This window comes from Teichococcus rhizosphaerae (genome assembly GCF_002631185.1).
In the GTDB taxonomy this organism is placed as follows: domain Bacteria; phylum Pseudomonadota; class Alphaproteobacteria; order Acetobacterales; family Acetobacteraceae; genus Pseudoroseomonas; species Pseudoroseomonas rhizosphaerae.
In genome coordinates this window covers 1-19,324 of record NZ_PDNU01000015.1, presented here as the reverse complement: position 1 = coordinate 19,324, position 19,324 = coordinate 1, and the positions used below count along the sequence as shown (strand labels likewise).

Annotated in this window: 20 protein-coding genes and 1 other RNA gene; 9 read left to right on the top strand and 12 right to left on the bottom strand. The window is 72.1% G+C overall.

All coding sequences use genetic code 11. The annotated features are described in order from the left end of the window. Positions 1-5: 5 nt before the first annotated feature. Positions 6-1,049, top strand: coding sequence for a WD40 repeat domain-containing protein (locus tag CR162_RS09715; RefSeq protein WP_099095353.1), 1,044 nt, complete (start codon positions 6-8; stop codon positions 1,047-1,049). A 52-nt stretch (positions 1,050-1,101) separates the two neighbouring features. Here CR162_RS09715 and CR162_RS09710 read toward each other — a convergent pair whose 3' ends face one another. From CR162_RS09710 to hemE, 3 genes are all read right to left on the bottom strand, one after another. After that, positions 1,102-1,767: a type 1 glutamine amidotransferase gene (locus CR162_RS09710; RefSeq protein ID WP_099095352.1), complete on the bottom strand. Its 666-nt coding sequence runs from the start codon at positions 1,765-1,767 to the stop codon at positions 1,102-1,104. A gap of 173 nt (positions 1,768-1,940) precedes the next feature. After that, positions 1,941-3,011, bottom strand: coding sequence for a catalase family protein (locus CR162_RS09705; protein WP_099095351.1), 1,071 nt, complete (start codon positions 3,009-3,011; stop codon positions 1,941-1,943). A gap of 120 nt (positions 3,012-3,131) precedes the next feature. Continuing rightward, positions 3,132-4,175: a uroporphyrinogen decarboxylase gene (gene hemE / locus CR162_RS09700; protein ID WP_099095350.1), complete on the bottom strand. Its 1,044-nt coding sequence runs from the start codon at positions 4,173-4,175 to the stop codon at positions 3,132-3,134. A 344-nt stretch (positions 4,176-4,519) separates the two neighbouring features. Between hemE and CR162_RS09695 the strand changes: the two genes are divergently transcribed. Together CR162_RS09695 and CR162_RS09690 are read left to right on the top strand one after the other, a co-directional pair. Further along, a complete protein-coding gene (locus CR162_RS09695) occupies positions 4,520-5,389 on the top strand; it encodes a pyruvate, water dikinase regulatory protein (protein WP_099095349.1) in 870 nt (289 codons plus the stop codon). Further along, on the top strand, positions 5,386-5,982 hold the full coding sequence (locus CR162_RS09690; protein WP_099095348.1) for a Maf family protein: 597 nt from the start codon (positions 5,386-5,388) through the stop codon (positions 5,980-5,982). Before CR162_RS09695 ends, CR162_RS09690 begins: the two co-directional genes overlap by 4 nt. A gap of 48 nt (positions 5,983-6,030) precedes the next feature. Here CR162_RS09690 and recR read toward each other — a convergent pair whose 3' ends face one another. From recR to ffs, 4 genes are all read right to left on the bottom strand, one after another. Further along, complete coding sequence (gene recR / locus CR162_RS09685; RefSeq protein WP_099095347.1) at positions 6,031-6,627, bottom strand: recombination mediator RecR; 597 nt, start codon at positions 6,625-6,627, stop codon at positions 6,031-6,033. 26 nt (positions 6,628-6,653) lie between these two features. Beyond that, positions 6,654-6,998, bottom strand: a complete 345-nt coding sequence (locus CR162_RS09680) for a YbaB/EbfC family nucleoid-associated protein (RefSeq protein ID WP_099095346.1) — start codon at positions 6,996-6,998, stop codon at positions 6,654-6,656. After that, positions 6,995-8,920 (bottom strand): DNA polymerase III subunit gamma/tau, encoded by a 1,926-nt coding sequence (locus CR162_RS09675; RefSeq protein ID WP_099095345.1) that lies wholly within the window; start codon positions 8,918-8,920, stop codon positions 6,995-6,997. The genes CR162_RS09680 and CR162_RS09675 overlap by 4 nt, the downstream gene beginning before the upstream one ends. A 53-nt stretch (positions 8,921-8,973) precedes the next feature. Further along, an RNA gene (ffs, locus tag CR162_RS09670) (signal recognition particle sRNA small type) lies at positions 8,974-9,065 on the bottom strand. Positions 9,066-9,171: 106 nt separating this feature from the next. Here ffs and nudC point away from each other — a divergent pair. The 6 genes from nudC to CR162_RS09640 all read left to right on the top strand — a co-directional run bounded on the left by nudC (position 9,172) and on the right by CR162_RS09640 (position 13,577). Further along, positions 9,172-10,098 (top strand): NAD(+) diphosphatase, encoded by a 927-nt coding sequence (nudC, locus tag CR162_RS09665; protein ID WP_099095344.1) that lies wholly within the window; start codon positions 9,172-9,174, stop codon positions 10,096-10,098. Further along, positions 10,095-10,382 carry a phosphoribosylamine--glycine ligase gene (locus CR162_RS09660; protein ID WP_099095343.1) on the top strand — a complete coding sequence of 96 codons (288 nt, stop codon included), beginning with the start codon at positions 10,095-10,097 and terminating at the stop codon, positions 10,380-10,382. Before nudC ends, CR162_RS09660 begins: the two co-directional genes overlap by 4 nt. 94 nt (positions 10,383-10,476) lie before the next feature. Continuing rightward, positions 10,477-11,265 (top strand): amino acid ABC transporter ATP-binding protein, encoded by a 789-nt coding sequence (locus tag CR162_RS09655; RefSeq protein WP_099095342.1) that lies wholly within the window; start codon positions 10,477-10,479, stop codon positions 11,263-11,265. A 22-nt stretch (positions 11,266-11,287) separates the two neighbouring features. Next, a complete protein-coding gene (locus CR162_RS09650) occupies positions 11,288-11,968 on the top strand; it encodes an amino acid ABC transporter permease (RefSeq protein ID WP_099095341.1) in 681 nt (226 codons plus the stop codon). A 13-nt stretch (positions 11,969-11,981) separates the two neighbouring features. After that, on the top strand, positions 11,982-12,653 hold the full coding sequence (locus tag CR162_RS09645) for an amino acid ABC transporter permease (protein ID WP_099095340.1): 672 nt from the start codon (positions 11,982-11,984) through the stop codon (positions 12,651-12,653). Between the two features lie 6 nt (positions 12,654-12,659). Then, positions 12,660-13,577: a bestrophin family protein gene (locus tag CR162_RS09640; protein WP_099095339.1), complete on the top strand. Its 918-nt coding sequence runs from the start codon at positions 12,660-12,662 to the stop codon at positions 13,575-13,577. Between the two features lie 43 nt (positions 13,578-13,620). Here the strand turns inward: CR162_RS09640 and CR162_RS09635 are convergent, their stop codons facing one another. The 5 genes from CR162_RS09635 to CR162_RS09615 all read right to left on the bottom strand — a co-directional run. Next, positions 13,621-14,979: a GDSL-type esterase/lipase family protein gene (locus CR162_RS09635; protein ID WP_218014869.1), complete on the bottom strand. Its 1,359-nt coding sequence runs from the start codon at positions 14,977-14,979 to the stop codon at positions 13,621-13,623. A gap of 121 nt (positions 14,980-15,100) precedes the next feature. Continuing rightward, positions 15,101-15,730 carry a NeuD/PglB/VioB family sugar acetyltransferase gene (locus CR162_RS09630; protein ID WP_176559800.1) on the bottom strand — a complete coding sequence of 210 codons (630 nt, stop codon included), beginning with the start codon at positions 15,728-15,730 and terminating at the stop codon, positions 15,101-15,103. Positions 15,731-15,734: 4 nt separating this feature from the next. Beyond that, entirely contained in the window at positions 15,735-17,621 is a 1,887-nt protein-coding gene (locus CR162_RS09625; protein WP_099095337.1) for a potassium transporter Kup, read from the bottom strand. A 479-nt stretch (positions 17,622-18,100) separates the two neighbouring features. After that, entirely contained in the window at positions 18,101-18,952 is an 852-nt protein-coding gene (locus tag CR162_RS09620; protein ID WP_456316209.1) for an amino acid ABC transporter ATP-binding protein, read from the bottom strand. Between the two features lie 45 nt (positions 18,953-18,997). Beyond that, positions 18,998-19,324, bottom strand: a 327-nt coding sequence (locus CR162_RS09615; RefSeq protein WP_141563123.1) for an ABC transporter permease subunit, incomplete at its 5' end; no start/stop codon positions are given.

The window sequence follows — 19,324 nt, the reverse complement described above, 5'->3', positions numbered from 1 at the left end:
AGGGCATGACCGGAAGCGTCGAGGACGCCGACTTCCTGCTTTCCACGCGCGGGGCTGGGCGGGAACTTGGCGCCTGGGTGGTGGGCGTGGCCTTCGGGCGGGACGGCAAGGGCGCCGCCTTCGGCCTGGGCGACGGCACGCTGCACCTGGCCGACCCGGCCCTGCCGGAGGCGGAGTGGCGCAGGCTGGAAGCGCATGACGGCGCCTGCCTGACGCTGGTGCCGGACTTCGCCGACGGCTTCCTGTCGGGCGGCGACGACGGCAAGCTGCTGCGCGTCCTGCCCGATGGCGGCGTGTCGGCGCTGGCCGATTTCGGCATGATGAAGTGGGTGGAGCACATCGCGACCCATCCCTCCGGCCTGCGCGCCGTGGCGGTGGGCAAGGCGGTGCACCTGCTGGACAAGGCGAGTGCCAAGCTCAAGGCGCTGGCGCACCCCTCCACCGTGGGCGGCGTGGCGTTCGACGCCAAGGGCAAGCGCATCGCGGCCGGGCACTACAACGGCGTCAGCCTGTGGTTCGTCAACAGCCGCGAGGACAAGCCGCGCGTGCTTCCCTGGAAGGGCAGCCACCAGCTCGTGGCGTTCAGCCCGGACGGCACGCATGTGGTCTCCACCATGCAGGAGAACGCGCTGCATGGCTGGCGCCTGACCGACCAGCAGGACATGCGGATGTCCGGCTACCCCACCAAGATCAAGTCCTTCTCCTTCACCGGCAAGGGCCGGTGGATGGCCACGGCGGGGGCGGATTGCGTGGTGCTGTGGCCGTTCTTCGCCGGCGGGCCGATGGGCAAGCCGCCGGTGGAGCTGGCGGGGGGCGATGGCGTGCTCTGCACCCAGGTGGCCTGCCACCCGCAGCACGAGGTGGTGGCCGCCGGCTTTCAGGACGGGCTGGTGCTGATGGCCGAGATCGGCTCCGGCAAGATCGTCCCCGTGGCCGCGCCCGGCCGTGGCGCGGTGTCTGCCCTGGCCTGGAACGCCACCGGCACGCATCTGGCCTTCGGCACCGAAACCGGCTTTGCCGGCCTGGTGGACCTGTCCAGGCGCGGCTGAACCTGCAGAAAAGAGAAGCGGTCCCAGGGGAATTCCTTCCCCTGGCCTTTTCCTAGTTCTGAACCAGCCTGAGCATCTCCGCGAACAGCGCCTCCCGCTGCTCCCTCAGGCTGCCATCCCGCTCCCTTGTCAGCGCGATGATGGCGTCCGGCTCCATCCCCTTCGCCGCCAGCCTTTCGGGTGGCGTGAAGCCGATCCAGTCCGCCACGCACCCTGCATGGGCCTCGGGGTGGAACTGCACCCCCAGCGCCCGCCGGTGGCGGAAGGCCTGGATGGTGCCCTCGGAGCGCGCCAGGACCTCGGCTTCCGGCGGCAGGGCCACGTGGTCGCCGTGCCAGCGCAGCCAGGGGCCGCGCCAAAGGGGCGTGCTGGCCTCCGCCGTCTCCATCCAGCCCTCGTGGAAGGTGCCGCTCGGCGCCACGCTGCCGCCGATGGCGGAGGCGATCATCTGCGCGCCGAAGCAGATGCCGATCACCGGCCGCCCTTCCCCGATCCAGCGGGCGAGCAGCTCGCGCTGGATGGCGATCCAGCCATCGCCGTCATAGGCGGCCTTCGGAGAGCCCAGGGTGACGAGCAGGTCGGCCTCCGGCAGGGGCGCGGGCGCCGTCAGGGCCGGGCCGGGCAGGATGGCCAGCGAGGCGCCGTGGCGCGCCGCCAGCCAGTCGCCGAAATGGCCGATGGGAGCGAGGGGGGAGTTCTCGAGGACCAGGACATGCATGGGAGCTGGCTTTCCGCGCAACAGGCGGCGCGGACGATGCCAGCCTGAGCGCGCCGCGCAAGGCGGCCGCGGTGGTTTTTCCGCACAGGCACGGCCGGCTTCCCGCGCCCGGGCGCCATCGCGGCGTCAGCCGCTCGCGTGCAGGTCAGGCACGGAAACCTTTTGTCCGGCTTTCAGCCATGGCGCGGCTCATGAATCGGGCAGCCATTGCGCGTGCCGCGGAAGCGCGCGGAATCCTCATAGGCGGGGCGGCGGGCGCGCATGATGTTGCCGAGCGGCCGGTGCGCCTCCAGCCCGTGCCAGGGGCTGAAGGCCATGGCGTCGTCGATCTCGCGGGAGCGCTCCGCGTCCCAGCCCGATTGCGGCGGCAGGAGGATGCGGGCCACGGGGATGTAGGGGCTCTCCTCCTCCGGCCAGGCCACGGAGGCGTCCTCGACAGGCATGGTCTCGCGGTTGGTGAGAAGCTGCGCGCGCAGTTCCCACTCGCCGCCCTGCTCGCGGAAGAAGGCCCTCACCTCCTCGCGCAGCGCGTCCGGCCGGCCGCTGGTCTCCACCCTGGCATCCTTCAGCGCCTGGAGCGCGGGGGAGAGCGGGGCGATGGAATACTTGGCCACATACTCGCCATGGCGCAGCGGCGCCTGGCTCCAGAAGGTCTCGCCCAGGATGTGGGTGCTGGGGTGGCCACCCATGCTCTTCAGCGTGGCGCTCTCGCCGCCAAAGGTCTCCACCACCGTTTCCGCGCCGCGCAGCACGGCCGAGACCACCTTCTTCAGCGCCTGCGGCGTGTCGGTGGTGCGGGCCAGCAGCTTCAGGCTGCCGGCGAAGGTCTTGGCGTCCGGCGCGGCGAAGACCGGCGCGTTGGCCATGACGAAGTCCTGGGTGGTGTCGGCCTCCGAGCCGGGCAGCCGCTCTCCCTCCACGCCGATCACCTTCACCGCCAGGCCGCGCGGCACGGTGATGCTGTCGTCCAGCACGTCGCCCGGATTGGTGGAGAAGCGCAGCACCACCGGGTATTCCGCCGGCCGCGCGAAGAGGCCCTGCGCCAGGGTGGGGGGCAGGTGGTCCAGCACCCGCAGCGTGCCCTTCAGCAGGCCATGGCTCTTGGCGTGCACGCTGCGCACGGCATGGCCGTAATCCTCGAAGGTGGTCTCGCTGATCTTGCGCAGGCTCCCGACGATGCGGGCGATGGTTTCCGCCTCGTCGGGCTGCACCTGTTCCAGCGACGGGTCGTAGCGTACGGGCATGCGGGCATTCTCCAGGGGGGTTGCCCCGGGGAACGCCGCATCCCGGCCATTGTTGCCCGGGGCGGCCCTGGCGGCCCCCCCTGGCTTCCCTTCCGGCGGCTTCCCTTGCGGTGGCCGGCCTCAGCCCGTGCGGATGACGCGGGCCAGCGCCGCCACATGCTCCGGCGGCGTGGGCGGCACGATGCCGTGGCCCAGGTTGAACACGAAGGGCCGGCCGCGCATGGCGGCCAGAATGGAGCGTGCCTCCGCCTCCATGGCGGCGCCGCCCGCCACCACGGCCTGCGGGTCCAGGTTGCCCTGCAGCGCCACCTCGGCGGGCACCGCGGCCGCCGCCCAGCGCGGGTCCATGGCGGTGTCCATCGCCACGGTGGAGACGCCGGTGCGCTGCGCGTATTCCGGCAGCAGCGGCCCCGCCAGGCGGGGGAAGCCGATCAGCGGGATGTCGGGCCGGACCTTCCGGATGTTGCGCACGATGGCGGCGCTGGGCTCGACCGACCAGCGGCGGAACTGCGAGGGGGAAAGCAGGCCGGCCCAGCTGTCGAACAGCATCAGCGCCTCGGCCCCTGCCTCGGCCTGGGCGAGGAGGTATTCCGTGGTCGCGTCGACCAGCAGGCGGATCAGCTTCCCGAACAGGGCGGGGTCGGCATAGGCCATGCGGCGGGCATGGGCGAACTCCCCCCCTCCCCGGCCTTCCACCATGTAGCAGGCGACCGTGAAGGGGCTGCCCGCGAAGCCGATCAGCGCCGCCTTCGGCGCCTCCTGGCCAAGCCCGGCGCGAACTCTGGAGACCGTCTCGTAGATCGGCGCGAGCCGCGCGGAGGCGCCGTGCGGGTCCAGCTTCGCCAGCCCCCCGGCGTCGCGGATCGGCTCCAGCAGCGGCCCCTCCCCCTCGGCGTAGCGGAGCGGCTGCCCCATGGCCCAGGGCAGCATCAGGATGTCGCTGAACAGGATGGCGCCATCCATGCCGTAGCGGCGCAGCGGCTGCAGCGTCACCTCCGCGGCCAGGGCGGGGTTGGTGCAGAGGCGGATGAAGTCGCCGGCCTGGGCCCGCAACTCCCGGTACTCGGGCAGGTACCGCCCGGCCTGGCGCATCAGCCAGAAGGGCGGCGGCCAGACCGCCTCTCCCGAGAGGGCGCGCAGCAAGGGCTTCGATGCGTTTTCCATGGCGCCCCTTTCTATGAAAAAGAGTCTTTAAGAAAGATGGGGGTCCAGTAGGGCCTGTGGATAAGGGGGACGCAGGGGAAGCAATTCCTGTCCACAAAGTTCTCCACAGGTGCGAATCGGGCGGAAAACCAGCTCAAAGGCCGCTTTCCGGCGTTTTCCACAGAGTCTCGCGCGGCGCTGTGCCCAACAAACCACAACCCTCCGGAAATGCGGATTCCATCCCCGCTTATCCCAGGGGGGGTTCAAGCGGGGCAAGGTTTTCCCCAATCTCCACAGCGATCCCCGTTATTCTCCACCCCTCTTCCCCATGGCGGAACAACGCCGCACGAGGCCGACCGGAGCCGATGCCAAACCGTAGCTTCAACCTGCATCTCGTCTCCGACAGCACGGGCGAGACGCTGAACTCGATCGCCCGCGCCACGCTGGCCCGCTTCGCGGACCCGCATGTGATCCATCACCGCTGGTCGCTGGTCCGCTCCCACCTGCAGCTCGAGCAGGTGCTGGAGGGCATCAAGGCGGAGCCGGGGCCGGTGATGTTCACCCTGGTGGACCGCTCGCTGCGCCATTCGCTGGAGGAGGTGTGCCAGCAGCTCGGCGTGCCCTGCCTTTCGGTGCTGGACCCGGTGATGGACCTGCTGCAGACCCAGCTCGGCCAGCAGGCGCGGGAGAAGCGCGCCGCGCAATACGTGCTGGACGCCGATTATTTCCGCCGGATCGACGCCATGCACTACGTGCTGGCGCATGACGACGGCCAGGGCGTGGCCGGCATCGAGGAGGCGGATTGCGTGCTGGTGGGCGTCTCGCGCTCCTCCAAGACGCCCACCTGCTTCTACCTGGCCAACAGGGGCATCAAGGCGGCCAACGTGCCGATCGTGCCGACCTCGCCGCTGCCCGAGGAGCTGGAGAACCCCCCCTGCCCGGTGATCGGCCTCACCATCGACGTGGCGGCGCTGATCGACATCCGTCGCCACCGGCTGAAGATCATCGGCGCCGGCGGCGTGCGGCAGGACACCCACGACTATGTGGACCACGAGGCGGTGAAGGCCGAGATCCAGGCGGCGCGGCGCCTCTGCACCAGCCATGGCTGGCCGGTGATCGACGTGACGCGCCGCTCCATCGAGGAAACGGCCGCCACCGTGCTGCAGCTGATGGAAGCCTGGCACGCCCGCCGCAACCAGGGGAGCGCGCCGCGCCCGGGCGGCATCGGCGCATGATCCGGCTGATCCTGGCCTCGGGCTCCGCCACGCGGGCGGCGCTGCTGCGCGAGGCGGGGCTGGACTTCACCATCCAGCCCGCGCCGGTGGACGAGGCGGGCCTGAAGGAGGCCGCGCAAGCCGAGGAGATCCCGCCCGCCGACGCCGCCATCCTGCTGGCCGAGGCCAAGGCGGCGCGGGTGGCGCGGCGGGAGCCGGAGGCGCTGGTGATCGGCGCCGACCAGCTCCTGGTGTGCGAGGGGCGGTGGTTCGACAAGCCGGAGGACCTGCCGGCGGCGCGCGCCCAGCTCCAGGCATTGCGGGGCCGGACGCACACGCTGTTCACCGCCATCGTGCTGTGGCGGCACGGCCGGCGCGTCTGGCAGCACATGGCCACGCCTCGGCTGACGATGCGTGACTTCCCGGATGCCTTCCTGGACCGCTACCTGGCGCTGGAAGGGGAGGCGGTGACGCATTCCGTCGGCGCCTACCGGCTGGAGGGCCCCGGCATCCAGCTTTTCCGCGCCGTGGAGGGCGAGCACAGCGCCATCCTCGGCCTCCCCCTGCTGCCCTTGCTGGGTTTTCTGCGCCAGCACGGCGCGCTGCCCGACTGACAGAAAAAAGAAGTGGGGGCCTGGGGGAGAATTCTTTCTCCCCCAGCCTCAAGCCGGCCGCCGTGCCTTCAGCGCCGCCGCCAGCGTCCCATCATCCATCACGTCCAGCGCCCCGCCCATTGGCACGCCCTGGGCGAGCTGCGTGATGGCTACCCCTGTGGGCCGCAGCCGGTCCGTCAGGTAGTGCGCCGTGGTGGCGCCATCGACCGTGGCGGGCAGGGCCAGGATCACCTCCCGCGCCTCGCCCTCGGCCACGCGGGCCAGCAGGTCCGCCACCCGCAGGTCGTCCGGCCCCACGCCCGCGAGCGCCGAAAGCACGCCGCCCAGCACATGGTAGAGGCCGCGATGCACATGCGCCCGCTCCAGCGCCCAAAGGTCCGAGACGCCCTCCACCACGCAGAGCACGTCGTGCTCGCGCGCCAGGTCGGTGCAGATGCGGCAGGGGTCCTGGGTGTCGAGATTGCCGCAGACACGGCAGGGGCGGACGGCTTCCGCCGTTTCGCGCAGGGCCTGGGCGAGGGGCAGCATCAGCCCGCCCGGGTCCTGCAGCAGCTTCAGCGCGGCGCGGCGGGCGCTGCGGCGGCCAAGCCCCGGCAGCCGCGCCAGCATGGCGACCAGACGCTCGACCTGGTCCGGCCCGCGCATGCTCACCGCCGTTCCGGGGGGGCTGCTCAGAACGGCAGCTTGAAGCCGCCGAGGCCGCCGCCGCCCATGCCGGGGATGTTCAGCCCGGAGGTGGCCTTCTGCATCTCCTCGGCCATCATCGCCTCCACCTTCGCCTTGGCGTCGGCATGGGCGGCGACGATCAGGTCCTCCAGCACCTCGCGCTCATCGGCCACCATCAGGCTGGGGTCGATGGCCAGGCGCTTCAGGTCGCCCTTGCCGGTGAGGGTCACCTTGACCATGCCGGCGCCGGCGGCGCCTTCCACCAGGGTGGCGTCCAGCCGCGCCTGCATCTCCTGCATCTTGGCCTGCATCTGCTGGGCCTGCTTCATCATCGAGGCAAGGTTCTTCATGCGTCCTCTCCGTGGAGATCAGAGGAATGGAAATCGTCGAGGTCGGCCGGCTCGGCGTCGGGCGGCGCGAATTCGGGGCCGTCATCGGGCGGCTCGGGGAGCGCGTCGGGCAGCGGCGGCAGGCCGTACTCGTCCAGGCTGTCGTCGCGCAGCGCCTCCACCTGGGCACCGGGAAAGGCGAGCAGGATGGACTGCACCAGCGGGTGGGACCTGGCCATCTCCATCCGCTCGCTGGCCACGTGGCTGCGCTGCTGGGCGATGGTGGGCTCGCCCTCGGCATTGGAGAGGGTGATGGTCCAGCGCTTTCCCGTCTGCTCCAGCAGCAGGGCCGAAAGCTGGGCGGCGAGGTCGCGCGGCGCCTCGGGCCGCTGGCGGATCTCGATGCGGCCGGGCGCGAAGGCCACCAGATGCGTGTTGTGCAGCAGGTGGGCGTGCAGCATCGGCGCCCGGCCCGAGGCCAGCGCCACCACCTCGCGGAAGCCGCGCGGCTGGGGAAGGGCGGCGGGCGCCGCCTCCATGGCCGGCGCGCCATTGGCCGTGGCGCGGGCGCCGCCTGCCGGCTTGCCCATGCCAGGGCCGTTCACCGCGTGGCCCGCACCCGGCTGGGTGGCGCCGCCCTCGGTCAGGCGCCGCACCAGTTCGCCCGGCGTCGGCATCTCGGCCAGGTGGGCGAGGCGGATCAGCACCATCTCGGCCGCCGCGCGCCGGTCCGGCGCCTCGGCGACCTCGGTGATGCCCTTCAGCAGCACCTGCCAGGCGCGGCCCAGCACCGGGATGCTCAGCGCCTCGGCCAGCGCCGTGCCGCGCACCCGCTCGGCCTCGGCCAGGGAGGGGTCCTGGCGCAGGGCGGGCACGGCGCGGAGCCGCGTCAGGGTGTGGGTCAGTTCCAGCAGGTCGGCCAGCACCACGCCGGGGTCGGCGCCGCGCTCATGCCCGGCATCCATCGCCGCCAGCACGGCCGGGATGTCGCCGCGGAAGGCGGCCTCCAGCAGGTCGAACAGCAGGGTGCGGTCGGCCAGGCCCAGCATGTCCCGCACGAGGTCCGCCTGCACGCCCTCGGCGCTGCCGGCGGCCTGGGCGATCGCCTGGTCCAGCAGCGAAAGGCCGTCGCGCACCGAGCCATCCGCCGCGCGGGCGATCATGGCCAGCGCCTCGGGCGTGGCGGGCACGGCCTCGGCCTCCGCGATGCGGGCGAAGTGGGCGCGCAACGTTTCCTGCGGCACGCGCCGGAGGTCGAAGCGCTGGCAGCGGGACAGGATGGTGGCCGGGACCTTGCGGATCTCGGTGGTGGCGAAGAGGAACTTCACCTGCGGCGGGGGTTCCTCCAGCGTCTTCAGCAGCGCGTTGAACGCCGCCGTGGACAGCATGTGGACCTCGTCGAGGATGTAGACCTTGAAGCGCGCGCGCGCCGGGCGATACCGCACCGCCTCGCGCAGCTCGCGGATGTTGTCCACGCCGTTGTTGGAGGCGGCGTCCAGCTCCAGCACGTCCGGGTGGCGGTCGGCCAGGATGGCCTGGCACTCGGCGCAGGCGCCGCAGGGCTCGGCGGTCGGGCCGTCCTGGCCGTCGGGCCCGACGCAGTTCAGCGCGCGGGCGATGATGCGGGCGGTGGTGGTCTTGCCCACGCCGCGCACGCCGGTGAGCATGAACGCATGCGCCACGCGGTTCTGCGCGAAGGCGTTGCGGAGCGTGCGCACCAGCGCGTCCTGGCCGATCAGGTCGGCGAAGCTCTGCGGGCGGTATTTGCGCGCCAGCACCCGGTAGGGGGTGGCGGGCTGGTCCGGCGCCGGCGCGGCGGGGGGGGAGGCGGGCGCGTCCCCGAACAGCCCCGGCCCCTCGGGTGGCGGCGGCTCGCCGAACAGGCCGGCGCCTTCGGGCACGGGCGGTTGTTCAAGCTCGTCGGGGCGGGTGTCGCTTGGCATGGCGCGCGGCGGATCCGGTGCTGGCCGCGGCGGGCCATTTCAGCGAGAGGGTGGAAGACCGGCGGAACGACCCAGACGGGAACTCGCTGCGGCTGCTTCCTTCCGGACCTGACCGGGTTGGCAAGGCGTCTGTCCGCCGCCGACCTTCCGAGGGAACAATATCATGCCGCCCCCCCTCCCGGGCAAGGGGGGCGCGCCGGAAAGGCGGCCGAGTTGCCGTCGCGGCCCGCCCATGGCAGGGTCGCGCCCGCATGCTGTCCATTCCGGCTTCCCGCCCCAACGCCTATACCGGCAGCCCCCTCGACCGCGCCTCGGGCCGGCGGGAGGACGCCGAGTTCATCGACACCGCCCTGGCCTCGCCGCAGGCGCTGTTCGTGCCGGTCTGGCGCAGCCGCAGCCTGATGCGCGGCGTGGAGGAGGGCCGGCCCGAGGCCGTGCTGCTGTCCGCCGAGGCGGCGCAGGCCCTGCGCATGGCCGGCGGCCCCTGGGCCTTTCTCGGCCTGTGGGACGGGCGGCCGGTCTTCAGCGTGGACTGTTCCGCCGCCGAGGACCCGCTGCCGCTGCTGTCGGGGGATCTCGGCGCCTTCGCCGACCTCCGCGCCGTGGCCGGGCTGCTGCCGCCGGGCGAGGCCAGCGTGCTGGCCCATGCCCGCGGGCTGATGCACTGGCGCGTGCGGCACCGCTTCTGCGGCGTCTGCGGCGGCGCCTGCGAGCCGCGCTCGGCCGGCAACGCCATGGCCTGCACCGCCTGCGGCGCGCAGCACTTCCCGCGCACCGATCCGGCGGTGATCATGCTGGTGACGGACGGGCCGCGCGCCCTGCTCGGCCATTCCACGCGCTTTCCCAACACCACCATGTATTCCACCCTGGCCGGCTTCGTGGAGCCAGGCGAGAGCCTGGAGGAGGCGGTGCGCCGCGAGGTGCTGGAGGAGGTGGGCATCCGGGTGGGCGGCGTGTTCTACCATTCCTCGCAGCCCTGGCCCTTTCCCGCCTCCATCATGCTGGGCTTCCATGCCGAGGCGCTGTCGGAGGCCATCACCATCGACCCGGAGGAGCTGCGCGACGCGCGCTGGTTCACCCGCGCCGAGATCCGCTCGCATGAGCGGCACGGCTTCAGCCTGCCGCGCCTGGACTCCATCGCGCGCCGGCTGATCGAGGACTGGCTGGAGGCCGAATGATGCGCCCGATCCATGCCCTGCTGCTGCTGCCCCTGCTGGCCGCCTGCGCGGGCCGGCCGCCGGCGCCGCCCGCGCCGCAGGAGCCGCCCGGCCATGCCGCCTGCCGCGCCGAGGCGCGGAACGACCCGGCCGTGCTGGCGCTGGGCCGGCAGGACAACCCGCTGAACTGGGGCAACCGCGACCGGGTGCAGAACGACCTGCGCGTGGCCGAATTGCGGGCATTCCGTGACTGCCTGCGGCGCAATGGCCTTGCGGCACCCGGCGGGGTCGAGCCGCTGCGCTGACGGAAGCGGCGGCATGGAAATTGCATACCGATATTTTGCCCCGCTTCCGCGTCTGCCCTAAGAGGCCCTTCCGCGGAACAGCCGAGGAGCCGCCATGACCAGCCCCGCCCCTTCACCCAGCCGAGGCGCGCCGGCCCCCGGCCTGGGCCGGCCGATCGTCGATGCGCGGGGCCTGTGGAAGCGCTACGGCCCGCTCGCGGTGCTGAAGGGCGTGGACCTCAGCGTGGCGGAGCGCGAGCTGGTGTTCATCATCGGCCCCTCCGGCTCCGGCAAGTCCACCCTGCTGCGCTGCCTGAACCGGCTGGAGGAGCCCGATGACGGCTCCATCCATGTGGACGGCATCGAGCTGCTGAGCCCGCGGACCGACATCAACGCCGCCCGCCGGCGCATCGGCATGGTGTTCCAGAGCTTCAACCTCTACCCGCACATGACGGCGCGGCAGAACGTGATGCTGGCGCTGCGCAAGGTGCTGAGGCAGGACAGGGCGCAGGCCGAGGCCGTGGCGGCGCGGGCGCTGGAGCGCGTCGGGCTGGCCGAGCGGATGGACCACTTCCCGGCGCAGCTCTCGGGCGGGCAGCAGCAGCGCGTGGCCATCGCCCGCGCCATCGCGCTCGAGCCGCGCGTCATGCTGTTCGACGAGCCGACCAGCGCGCTCGACCCCGAGCTGGTGGGCGGCGTGCTCAACGTGATGCGCGAGCTGCGCCAGGACGGCATGACCATGGTGGTGGTGAGCCACGAGATGGCCTTCGCCCGCGCCGCCGCCGACCGCGTGGTGTTCATGGCGGACGGGGAGAAGCTGGAGGAGGGCCCGCCCGCCCAGATCTTCGGCGAGCCGCGGCACGAGCGCACCCGCGCCTTCATCCGCCAGATCGACCGGCACTGAAGGCGGGGGCCGGGCACGCGCCATGGGCGGCTTCGAGAATTTCCTCTTTTCCTTCTTCAACCTGAAGGTGATGGCCACCTACCTGCCGCTGATCGCGCAGGGGCTCGGGCTCACCATCGTGCTGGCGCTGCTGATCGTGGTCTCGGGGCTGGCGCTCGGGCTGGGGCTGGCGATGCTGCGCGCCTGCGGCATCCGGCCGCTGAACTGGCTGATCATCTTCACCGTCGACCTGTTCCGCGCCCTGCCGCCGCTGGTCATCATCGTGCTGCTGTTCTTCGGCCTGCCGGCCATGGGGCTCGGCATGTCCAGCTTCGCCGCCACCTGGCTGTCGCTGACCCTGGTGCTGATGGCCTTCGCCGAGGAGATCTACTGGGCCGGCATCACCGCCGTGCCGAAGGGGCAGTGGGAGGCGGCGCGCTCCACCGGCCTCGGCTTCTTCCAGACGCTGCGGCTGGTGGTGCTGCCGCAGGCGCTGCGCATCACCATCCCGCCGCTGACCAACCGCACCATCGCCATCACCAAGGGCACGGCGCTGGGCTCGGTGGTGGGCGTCGCCGAGATCCTCGGCGCCTCGCAGAGCGCCATGTCCTTCTCGGCCAACCCCTCGCCGCTGACGCTGGGCGCCATCGCCTACCTGGTCCTGTTCATTCCCGTCGTCGCGCTCGGCCGCTGGGTCGAGACGCGCTTCGCCTGGAAGCGCTGAGGGAGCCGGCAGAATGGAAGAGTTCGCCTTCGCCTTTCTCAACGGCGACATCCTGCGGGAAGCCTGGCCCATCCTGTGGCAGGGCTTCCTCTACACCCTGGCACTCGCCGCCATCACCGTGCCGCTCGGGCTGGTGGGCGGCGTGGTGCTGGCGCTGCTCTCCACCTCCGGCCCGCGCGCCATCCGCCTCGCCGCGGCGGGCTGGACCGACCTGTTCCGCGCCATCCCGCCGCTGGTGCTGCTGGTGTTCCTCTATGCCGGCCTGCCCTTCGCGGGCATCGATGTCGGCGCCTGGGGGGCGGTGGCCATCGGCTTCTTCCTCAACACGGGCGCCTATTACGGCGAGGTGCTGCGCGCCGGCATCGAGAGCGTGCCGCGCGGGCAGATGGAGGCGGCGCGCTCCACCGGCCTGTCGCGCGGGCAGGCGCTCCGATACGTCATCCTGCCCCAGGCGGTGCGCAACGTGCTGCCGGACCTCGTCAGCAACACGCTGGAGGTGGTGAAGCTCACCTCCATCGCCTCCGTGGTGGCGCTGCCGGAGCTGCTGTTCCAGGCGCGGCAGGCGCAGAACGCCACCTACAACGCCACCCCCATCGTGGCGGCGGCGGTGGCCTATTTCCTGCTGCTCTGGCCGCTGGTGCGGCTGATCTCGCGGCTGGAGAACAAGGCGCTGGCGGGGCGCTGAACGGCCTTGATCCTGCGGCCCCGCCCCGGAGCGTTCGCCCTGCTCTTCGCCCTGCGCGGCTCCATCGTGCCGCGCATCGCCGGGCGGCTCTGCGTCGTGGCGGCGCTTTCCACGCTGCTGACCGTGGCGGATCTCAGCCATCCCCACCTCTTCGTGCAGGTGCCGGCGGCGCCCTTCACCTTCATGGGGCTGGCGCTCTCCATCTTCCTCGGCTTCCGCACCAGCACCTGCTACGCCCGCTGGTGGGAGGCGCGCCGCCTCTGGGGGCGGCTGATCGCCGCGGCGCGGGACCTGGCGCGGGATGCCGGCGCCCTGTTCCCCAACGAGGCCGCGCTGCGGCGGCGCCTGCTCTACCGCGTGGCGGGCTTCGCGCAGGGGCTGGCGGCGCAGCTGCGCGGCGAGGACGTGGCCGCCGCCCTGCGCCCCTGGCTGCCCGTGCCGGAGGCCGCGGCCCTCGGCACGCTGCGCAACCCGTTGCAGGCCGCGCTGCGCGCCTGCGCCGCCGACCTCGCCGCCTGCCGGGCCGAGGGGCGCATCGGCGAGGTGCTCTATGTCCGGCTGGACGGCCACCTTTCCGCCCTGACCGAGGCGCAGACCGGCTGCGAGGGCATCCGCAACACCCCCACCCCCTTCGCCTACTGGCTGCTGCTGAACCGCACCGCCTGGCTGTTCTGCCTGCTGCTGCCCTTCGGCTTCGTCGGCTCGCTGGGGCTGGCCACGCCGGTGGTGGTGATCATCCTGGCCTACACCTTCTTCGGCCTCGACGAGCTGGCGGACGAGCTGGAGGACCCCTTCGGCCGCGCCGCCAACGACCTGCCGCTGGACGCCCTGGCGCGGATGGTGGAGATCGAGCTGCGCGAGGCGCTGGGCGAGGCGGAGCTGCCCGAGCCGATGCGGCCCGACGCGCGCTTCGTGCTGCTGTGACGGCGCGTCCGGCCTGGTGCCGCCACCGGGCCGGGCGGGCGTCTCAGCCCTTCGGCAGCACCGCCTCGGGCGGCACCGACATCCCCATGGCGAGGTAGCCGGCGCGGTTGGGGTGCAGCCTGTCGCCGGCGGCGCCGGTGGTGGAGTCGGGCACCATCTCCGGCTTCAGCCCGCCCGTGGCCGGGTCGCGCGTGGCGGCGTCGAAATCCACCACCGCGTCGAACAGCCCGCCCTCGCGGATGAAGGCGTTAAGCTGCCTGCGCTTCTCGTCCTGCTCCGCATGGCCATGGGCGGGGCTGCTGCTGCCGAGCGCCGGCGTCACCGTGGCGCCCACCACCCGGATGCCGGGGATGGCGGCGCGCAGCCGCTCCACGCCCTGGCGCATGCCGTCGCGCACCGCCTCGAAGCTGGCATTGCCGTTGCGGCTGAAGTCGTTGGTGCCTTCCAGCCACACCACCGTGCGGATGCCGGACAGGGAGATGATGTCCCGCTCCAGCCGCGCCAGCGCCGAGGGGCCGCCGGGGAAGGGCTTCTGCGGCCCGTATTCGGCCGGGCCCACCACCTGGTTGCCGCCGATGCCGGCATTGACCACCGCCACCCGGTTGCCGAGCGCCGCGTGCAGCCGGCGGGACAGCACGTCCGGCCAGCGGTCGTCGCCGTTCATGGTGGAGGCGGTGCCGTCGGTGATCGAGTCGCCGAAGCAGAGCACCACGGGCGTGCCGCGAGGCGCTGCCATGTCCACCGCGTCCAGGAAGAACCAGGAGGCGGTGGAGAAGGGAAAGGCCGCCTCGCCCTCCTCCGCGCCGTGCGCGCCGCTGCCGGGCGGGGACACATAGGAGGTCTGCAGCGCCTTGGCGTGCCAGGTCATCGGGCCGGAGGAGCCCATGACGTGGAAGGAGACGGCCAGCTTGCGGCCCATCAGCAGGGCGGCGTCCGCCTCGGCGGCGAAGGGCAGCTCCACCGCGTCCGTCCAGAGCTGCCCGCCGGGCGGGATGGTGGCCTCGGCCGCGCCGTTGAACAGCACGGTGCGGTTGCTGCCCGGCAGCAGCGCGGCGCCGCCATATTGCAGCCCGGCATGCACGCCGCCGATGCGTAGCGGCCGCGTGCCGAAGGCGTTGGTGAAGCGGAGCCGCGCGCGGTGGCCCCAAAGGTCCGGCCGCAGCACCAGCCGGAAGGTCTGGTCGCGCGCGCCCTCGGCGGCGTCGGGAAAGGCGAAGGATTGGTTGGGCTGGGCAGAGGGATTGCCCACGGGGTAGGGGCCCTGGGCGGAGCCGGTCCAGGCGGTCACCCAGCTTTCCGTGCCCGTGACGGCCTGCTGGGCACGGGCGGGGGCGGCCAGAGCGCCCGTGCCCAGAACGGTGCCGGCCAGCATCAATCCTTGCGCCAGTTCTCTGCGGTTCATGGTGGTTCCTCCTGTTTCCCCGCTCTGGATGCGGGGTTGGGAGGGGCAGCATTCCATGCCGCGCGCGCCGGGCACCACCCAGGCCGGTGGAGAACAGGCCCTGGCGAGGAACAGGAGGGCGTTACCGCGGCCGCGCCGGCACCCCCGCCACCGACGCGCGGGGCGGCACATCCGCCACCACCGCCGCGCCCAGCGCCACGGCGGCGCCGTCGCCCACCGAAACGCCCGGCCGCAGCCCGGCCAGGATGCCCACCAGCACCTCCGCCCCCAGCGTGACGCCGCCGCCCAGCACCGCGCCGGGGGCGATGTGGCAGCCGGGGCCGGTGCGCCCGTCATGCTCCAGGATGGCGCCGGTGTTGAGGATGCTGTGCGGGCCGAGCTCGGCCGCGGCGCCCACCACGGCGCGCGGCATCAGCACGCTGCCCGCGCCGAGCCTCGCCGTGGAGGCGACGATGGCCGAGGGGTGGCGCGGCACCGGCAACGCATAGCCCAGGGCCAGCAGCGTCTCGCCCAGCCGGCGGCGCGCGGCGTTGTGGCCGAGCGCCACATGCGCCGCCGCCGCCCCCTCCGCCCGCAGCGCCGCCATGCGGGAAAAGGGGCCGAGATGCGGCACGCCGGGCAGGCCGGGGCTGTGCGGGTTGTCGTCCAGCACGCCGAGGGGGGGCGGGAAGCCGGCGTCGCGCAGCACCTCCAGCACGGCGCGGCCATGGCCCCCCGCGCCCAGGATCAGCAGCCGGGGGAGGAGGTCCATGCCGTCAGATGGCGACGCGCACGCCCAGCTCCACCACGCGGTCGGAGGGGATGCGGAAGAACTCGGTGGCCGGCATGGCATTGCGGCTCATGGCCGAGAACAGCCACTGGCGCCAGGCGGCCATCTTGGGCACCGAGGCCGCCACCAGCGTCTCGCGGCCGAGGAAGTAGCTGGCCTGCATGGCCTCGAACTGCACGCCGTATTCGTGCAGCGCCTCCAGCTCGCGCGGGATGTTGGGGCTTTCCTGGAAGCCGTAGCGCAGCATGACGCGGTGGATGCCGGGCGCCAGCTCCGTCACCTCCCGCCGCTGCGGGGCCTGGGGGACGTCGAGGTTCTCCACGGTCACGAACAGCACCCGCTCGTGCAGCACCTTGTTGTGCTTGAGGTTGTGCAGCAGGGCGGCGGGCACGTAGTCGGCCTGCCCGGTCATGAACACGGCGATGCCGGGCACGCGGATGGTGCGGGACTGCGGCAGCCGCGCCAGGAAGGACTTCAGCGGCAGGCTGTCCTGCCGGAAGCGGGCGAAGAGCAGCTCCCGCCCGCGCCGCCAGGTGAGCATCAGCACGAACAGCGCGGCGCCCAGCAGCAGCGGCACCCAGCCGCCATCCGGCACCTTCAGCACGTTGGAGATGAAGAAGCCGGAATCGAGCAGCAGCAGCGGCACCACCATCGCCGTGACGGCGGCGCGCGACCAGCCGAACTGCCGCCGCAGCACCAGCCCGGCCAGCAGGGTGGTGCACAGGAAGGTGCCGGTGACGGCGATGCCATAGGCCGCCGCCAGGCTGTCGGAGTCGTGGAAGCTCAGCACCAGGATGACGACGCCGGTCAGCAGGGCGAGGTTGATCTGCGGCATGTAGATCTGCCCCTCCTCCGTCTCGGAGGTGTGGCAGACGACGAGGCGGGGCAGGAGGCCGAGCTGCACGCATTGCCGCGCGATGGAATAGGCGCCCGAGATCATGGCCTGGCTGGCGATGATGGTGGCGCAGGTGGCCAGCACCACCAGCGGCAGCCGGAACCAGGCGGGGGCGAGGAGGTAGAAGGGGTTCTCCAGCGCACCGCGCTCGGTCAGCAGCAGGGCGCCCTGGCCGAAATAGTTCAGCGTCAGCGCCGGCAGCACCGCCCAGAGCCAGACGAGGCGGATGGGGCGGGCGCCGAAATGGCCCATATCGGCGTAGAGCGCCTCCGCCCCCGTCACCGCCAGCACCACCGAGCCGAGCGCGATGAAGGCGGCGAGGTGGTAGTTCAGGCAGAACTCGATGGCGTAGTGCGGCGAGAGCGCCAGCAGCACCCGCGGCTGCACGAGGATCTCGACGAGGCCGAGCACGGCGAGGCTGCCGAACCACAGCGCGGTGATGGGCCCGAACACCTTCCCGATGACGTGCGTGCCCTTGTACTGCACCAGGAACAGCGCCAGCAGCACGCCGAGCGAGATGGGGATGACCGCGCCGGTGAAGGCCGGCGAGATGATCTTCAGCCCCTCCACCGCCGAGAGCACCGAGATGGCGGGGGTGATGATGCCGTCGCCGAAGAACAGCGAGGCGCCGGCGATGCCCACCAGCATCACCAGCATGCGGCCGCGCTCGCCGCGCGCCACGCGCTGGGCCAGCGCCATGAGCGCCAGGATGCCGCCCTCGCCGCGGTTGTCGGCCCGCAGCACCAGCAGCACGTACTTCACCGTGACGACCAGGATGAGCGACCAGAAGATCAGGCTGAGGACGCCGAGGATCTCCCAGTCCTCCAGCCCGTCCGCCGCGAAGTGCAGCAGGGAGGCGCGCAGCGCGTAGAGCGGGCTGGTGCCGATGTCGCCATAGACCACCCCCAGCACGCCGAGCAGCAGCGCGGGGGTGAGGGGGCGGGAAGCCGGGGATGTGGGGTGTTGGGACACTGCCATGCCGCGAGGATGCCGGGCGGCAAGGTCTAGGCCGGCTTGGTGCGGCGCCGCAAGAGTCAGCTCCGTGAGCGGTCAAGGTGGCGCCCGGCCCCGGAGGCGGCGCCCGGCGCCTGAGGGCACCAGAGCAAACATGCGGCTGGCGGAGCCGGCCGAGCGCCCGAATGGGCGCCGCCGCCGATGCGGCGAAGCCAAGCCGCCGGAGGCGGCGCCCGGTGTTTGAGGGCACCAGAATAACATGCGGCCCGCGGAGCCTGCCGAGCGCCTGGATGGGCGCCGCCGCCGATGCGGCGAGCCAAGCCGCCGGAGATGCTCGGCGCCTGAGGGCACCAGAGCAAACATGCGGCCGGCGGAGCCGGCCGAGCGCCCGGATGGGCGCCGCCGCCGATGCGGCGAAGCCAAGCCGCCGGAGGCGGCGCCCGGCGCCTGAGGGCACCAGAAACAAATTGAATGCTGCTGGCCGGAAGCCCGGCCAGCAGCATTCAGTGACCGCGCAGGATCTGGCTGAGGAAGGTCTTCAGCCGGTCCGTCTTGGGGTCGTTGAAGAGCTGCTCCGGCACGCCCGACTCGACGATCTCGCCGCGGTCCATGAACACCACGCGGTCCGCCACCTGGCGGGCGAAGCCCATCTCGTGGGTGACGCAGACCATGGTCATGCCGGTCTCGGCCAGGCCCACCATGGTGTCCAGCACCTCCTTGATCATCTCCGGGTCGAGCGCCGAGGTGGGCTCGTCGAACAGCATGATCTTGGGCTTCATGCACAGCGCGCGGGCGATGGCCACGCGCTGCTGCTGCCCGCCCGAGAGCTGGCCGGGGTATTTGTGCGCCTGCTCCGGGATCTTGACGCGGGCGAGGTATTCCATCGCCAGCGCCTCCGCCTCCTTCTTCGGCATGTGCCGCACCCAGATCGGCGCCAGGGTGCAGTTCTCCAGCACCGTCAGGTGGGGAAAGAGGTTGAAGCTCTGGAACACCATGCCGACCTCGCGGCGGATGGCGTCGAGGCTGCGCGTGTCGTCCGTCAGCTCCATGTTGTCGACGATGATCCGCCCCTCCTGGTGCTGCTCCAGACGGTTGATGCAGCGGATCATGGTGGACTTGCCGGAGCCGGAGGGGCCGCAGACCACCACGCGCTCGCCGGTGGCGACGCTCAGCGTCACGTCGCGCAGGACGTGCATGGCGCCGTACCACTTGTTCACCTTGTCCAGCACGATGGCCGGCGGCGCGTCGGTGCGGGCGGCGGAGGCGAGGTGGGGGCTGTCCCCCGGGTGTTCCCCTGGGCGATCCCCTGGGCGATCCCCTGGGCGGTCCCCTGGGCGGTCCATGGTGGTGCTCATGCGTTCGGTCCCTGGGAAAGAATGGAGCGGGTCATGGACGGCGCCTCAGCGGACACGGTGGCGGTTCAGCTCCGCCTCCAGGCCCTGGCTGTAGCGGGACATGGCGAAGCAGAAGACGAAGTAGATCAGCCCGACCGTGACGTAGATCTCGATGCCGAAGCCCTGCCAGGCCGGCTCGACGATGGCGGTCTTGCCGGCGGTCAGCAGGTCGAAGATGCCGATGATCAGCACCAGCGAGGTGTCCTTGAAGAAGCCGATGAAGGTGTTCACCAGCGGCGGGATCACCAGCCGCAGCGCCTGGGGCAGGATGATGAAGCCGGTCTTCTGCCAGTAGGACAGGCCCAGCGCCTCGGCCGCCTCGTACTGGCCGCG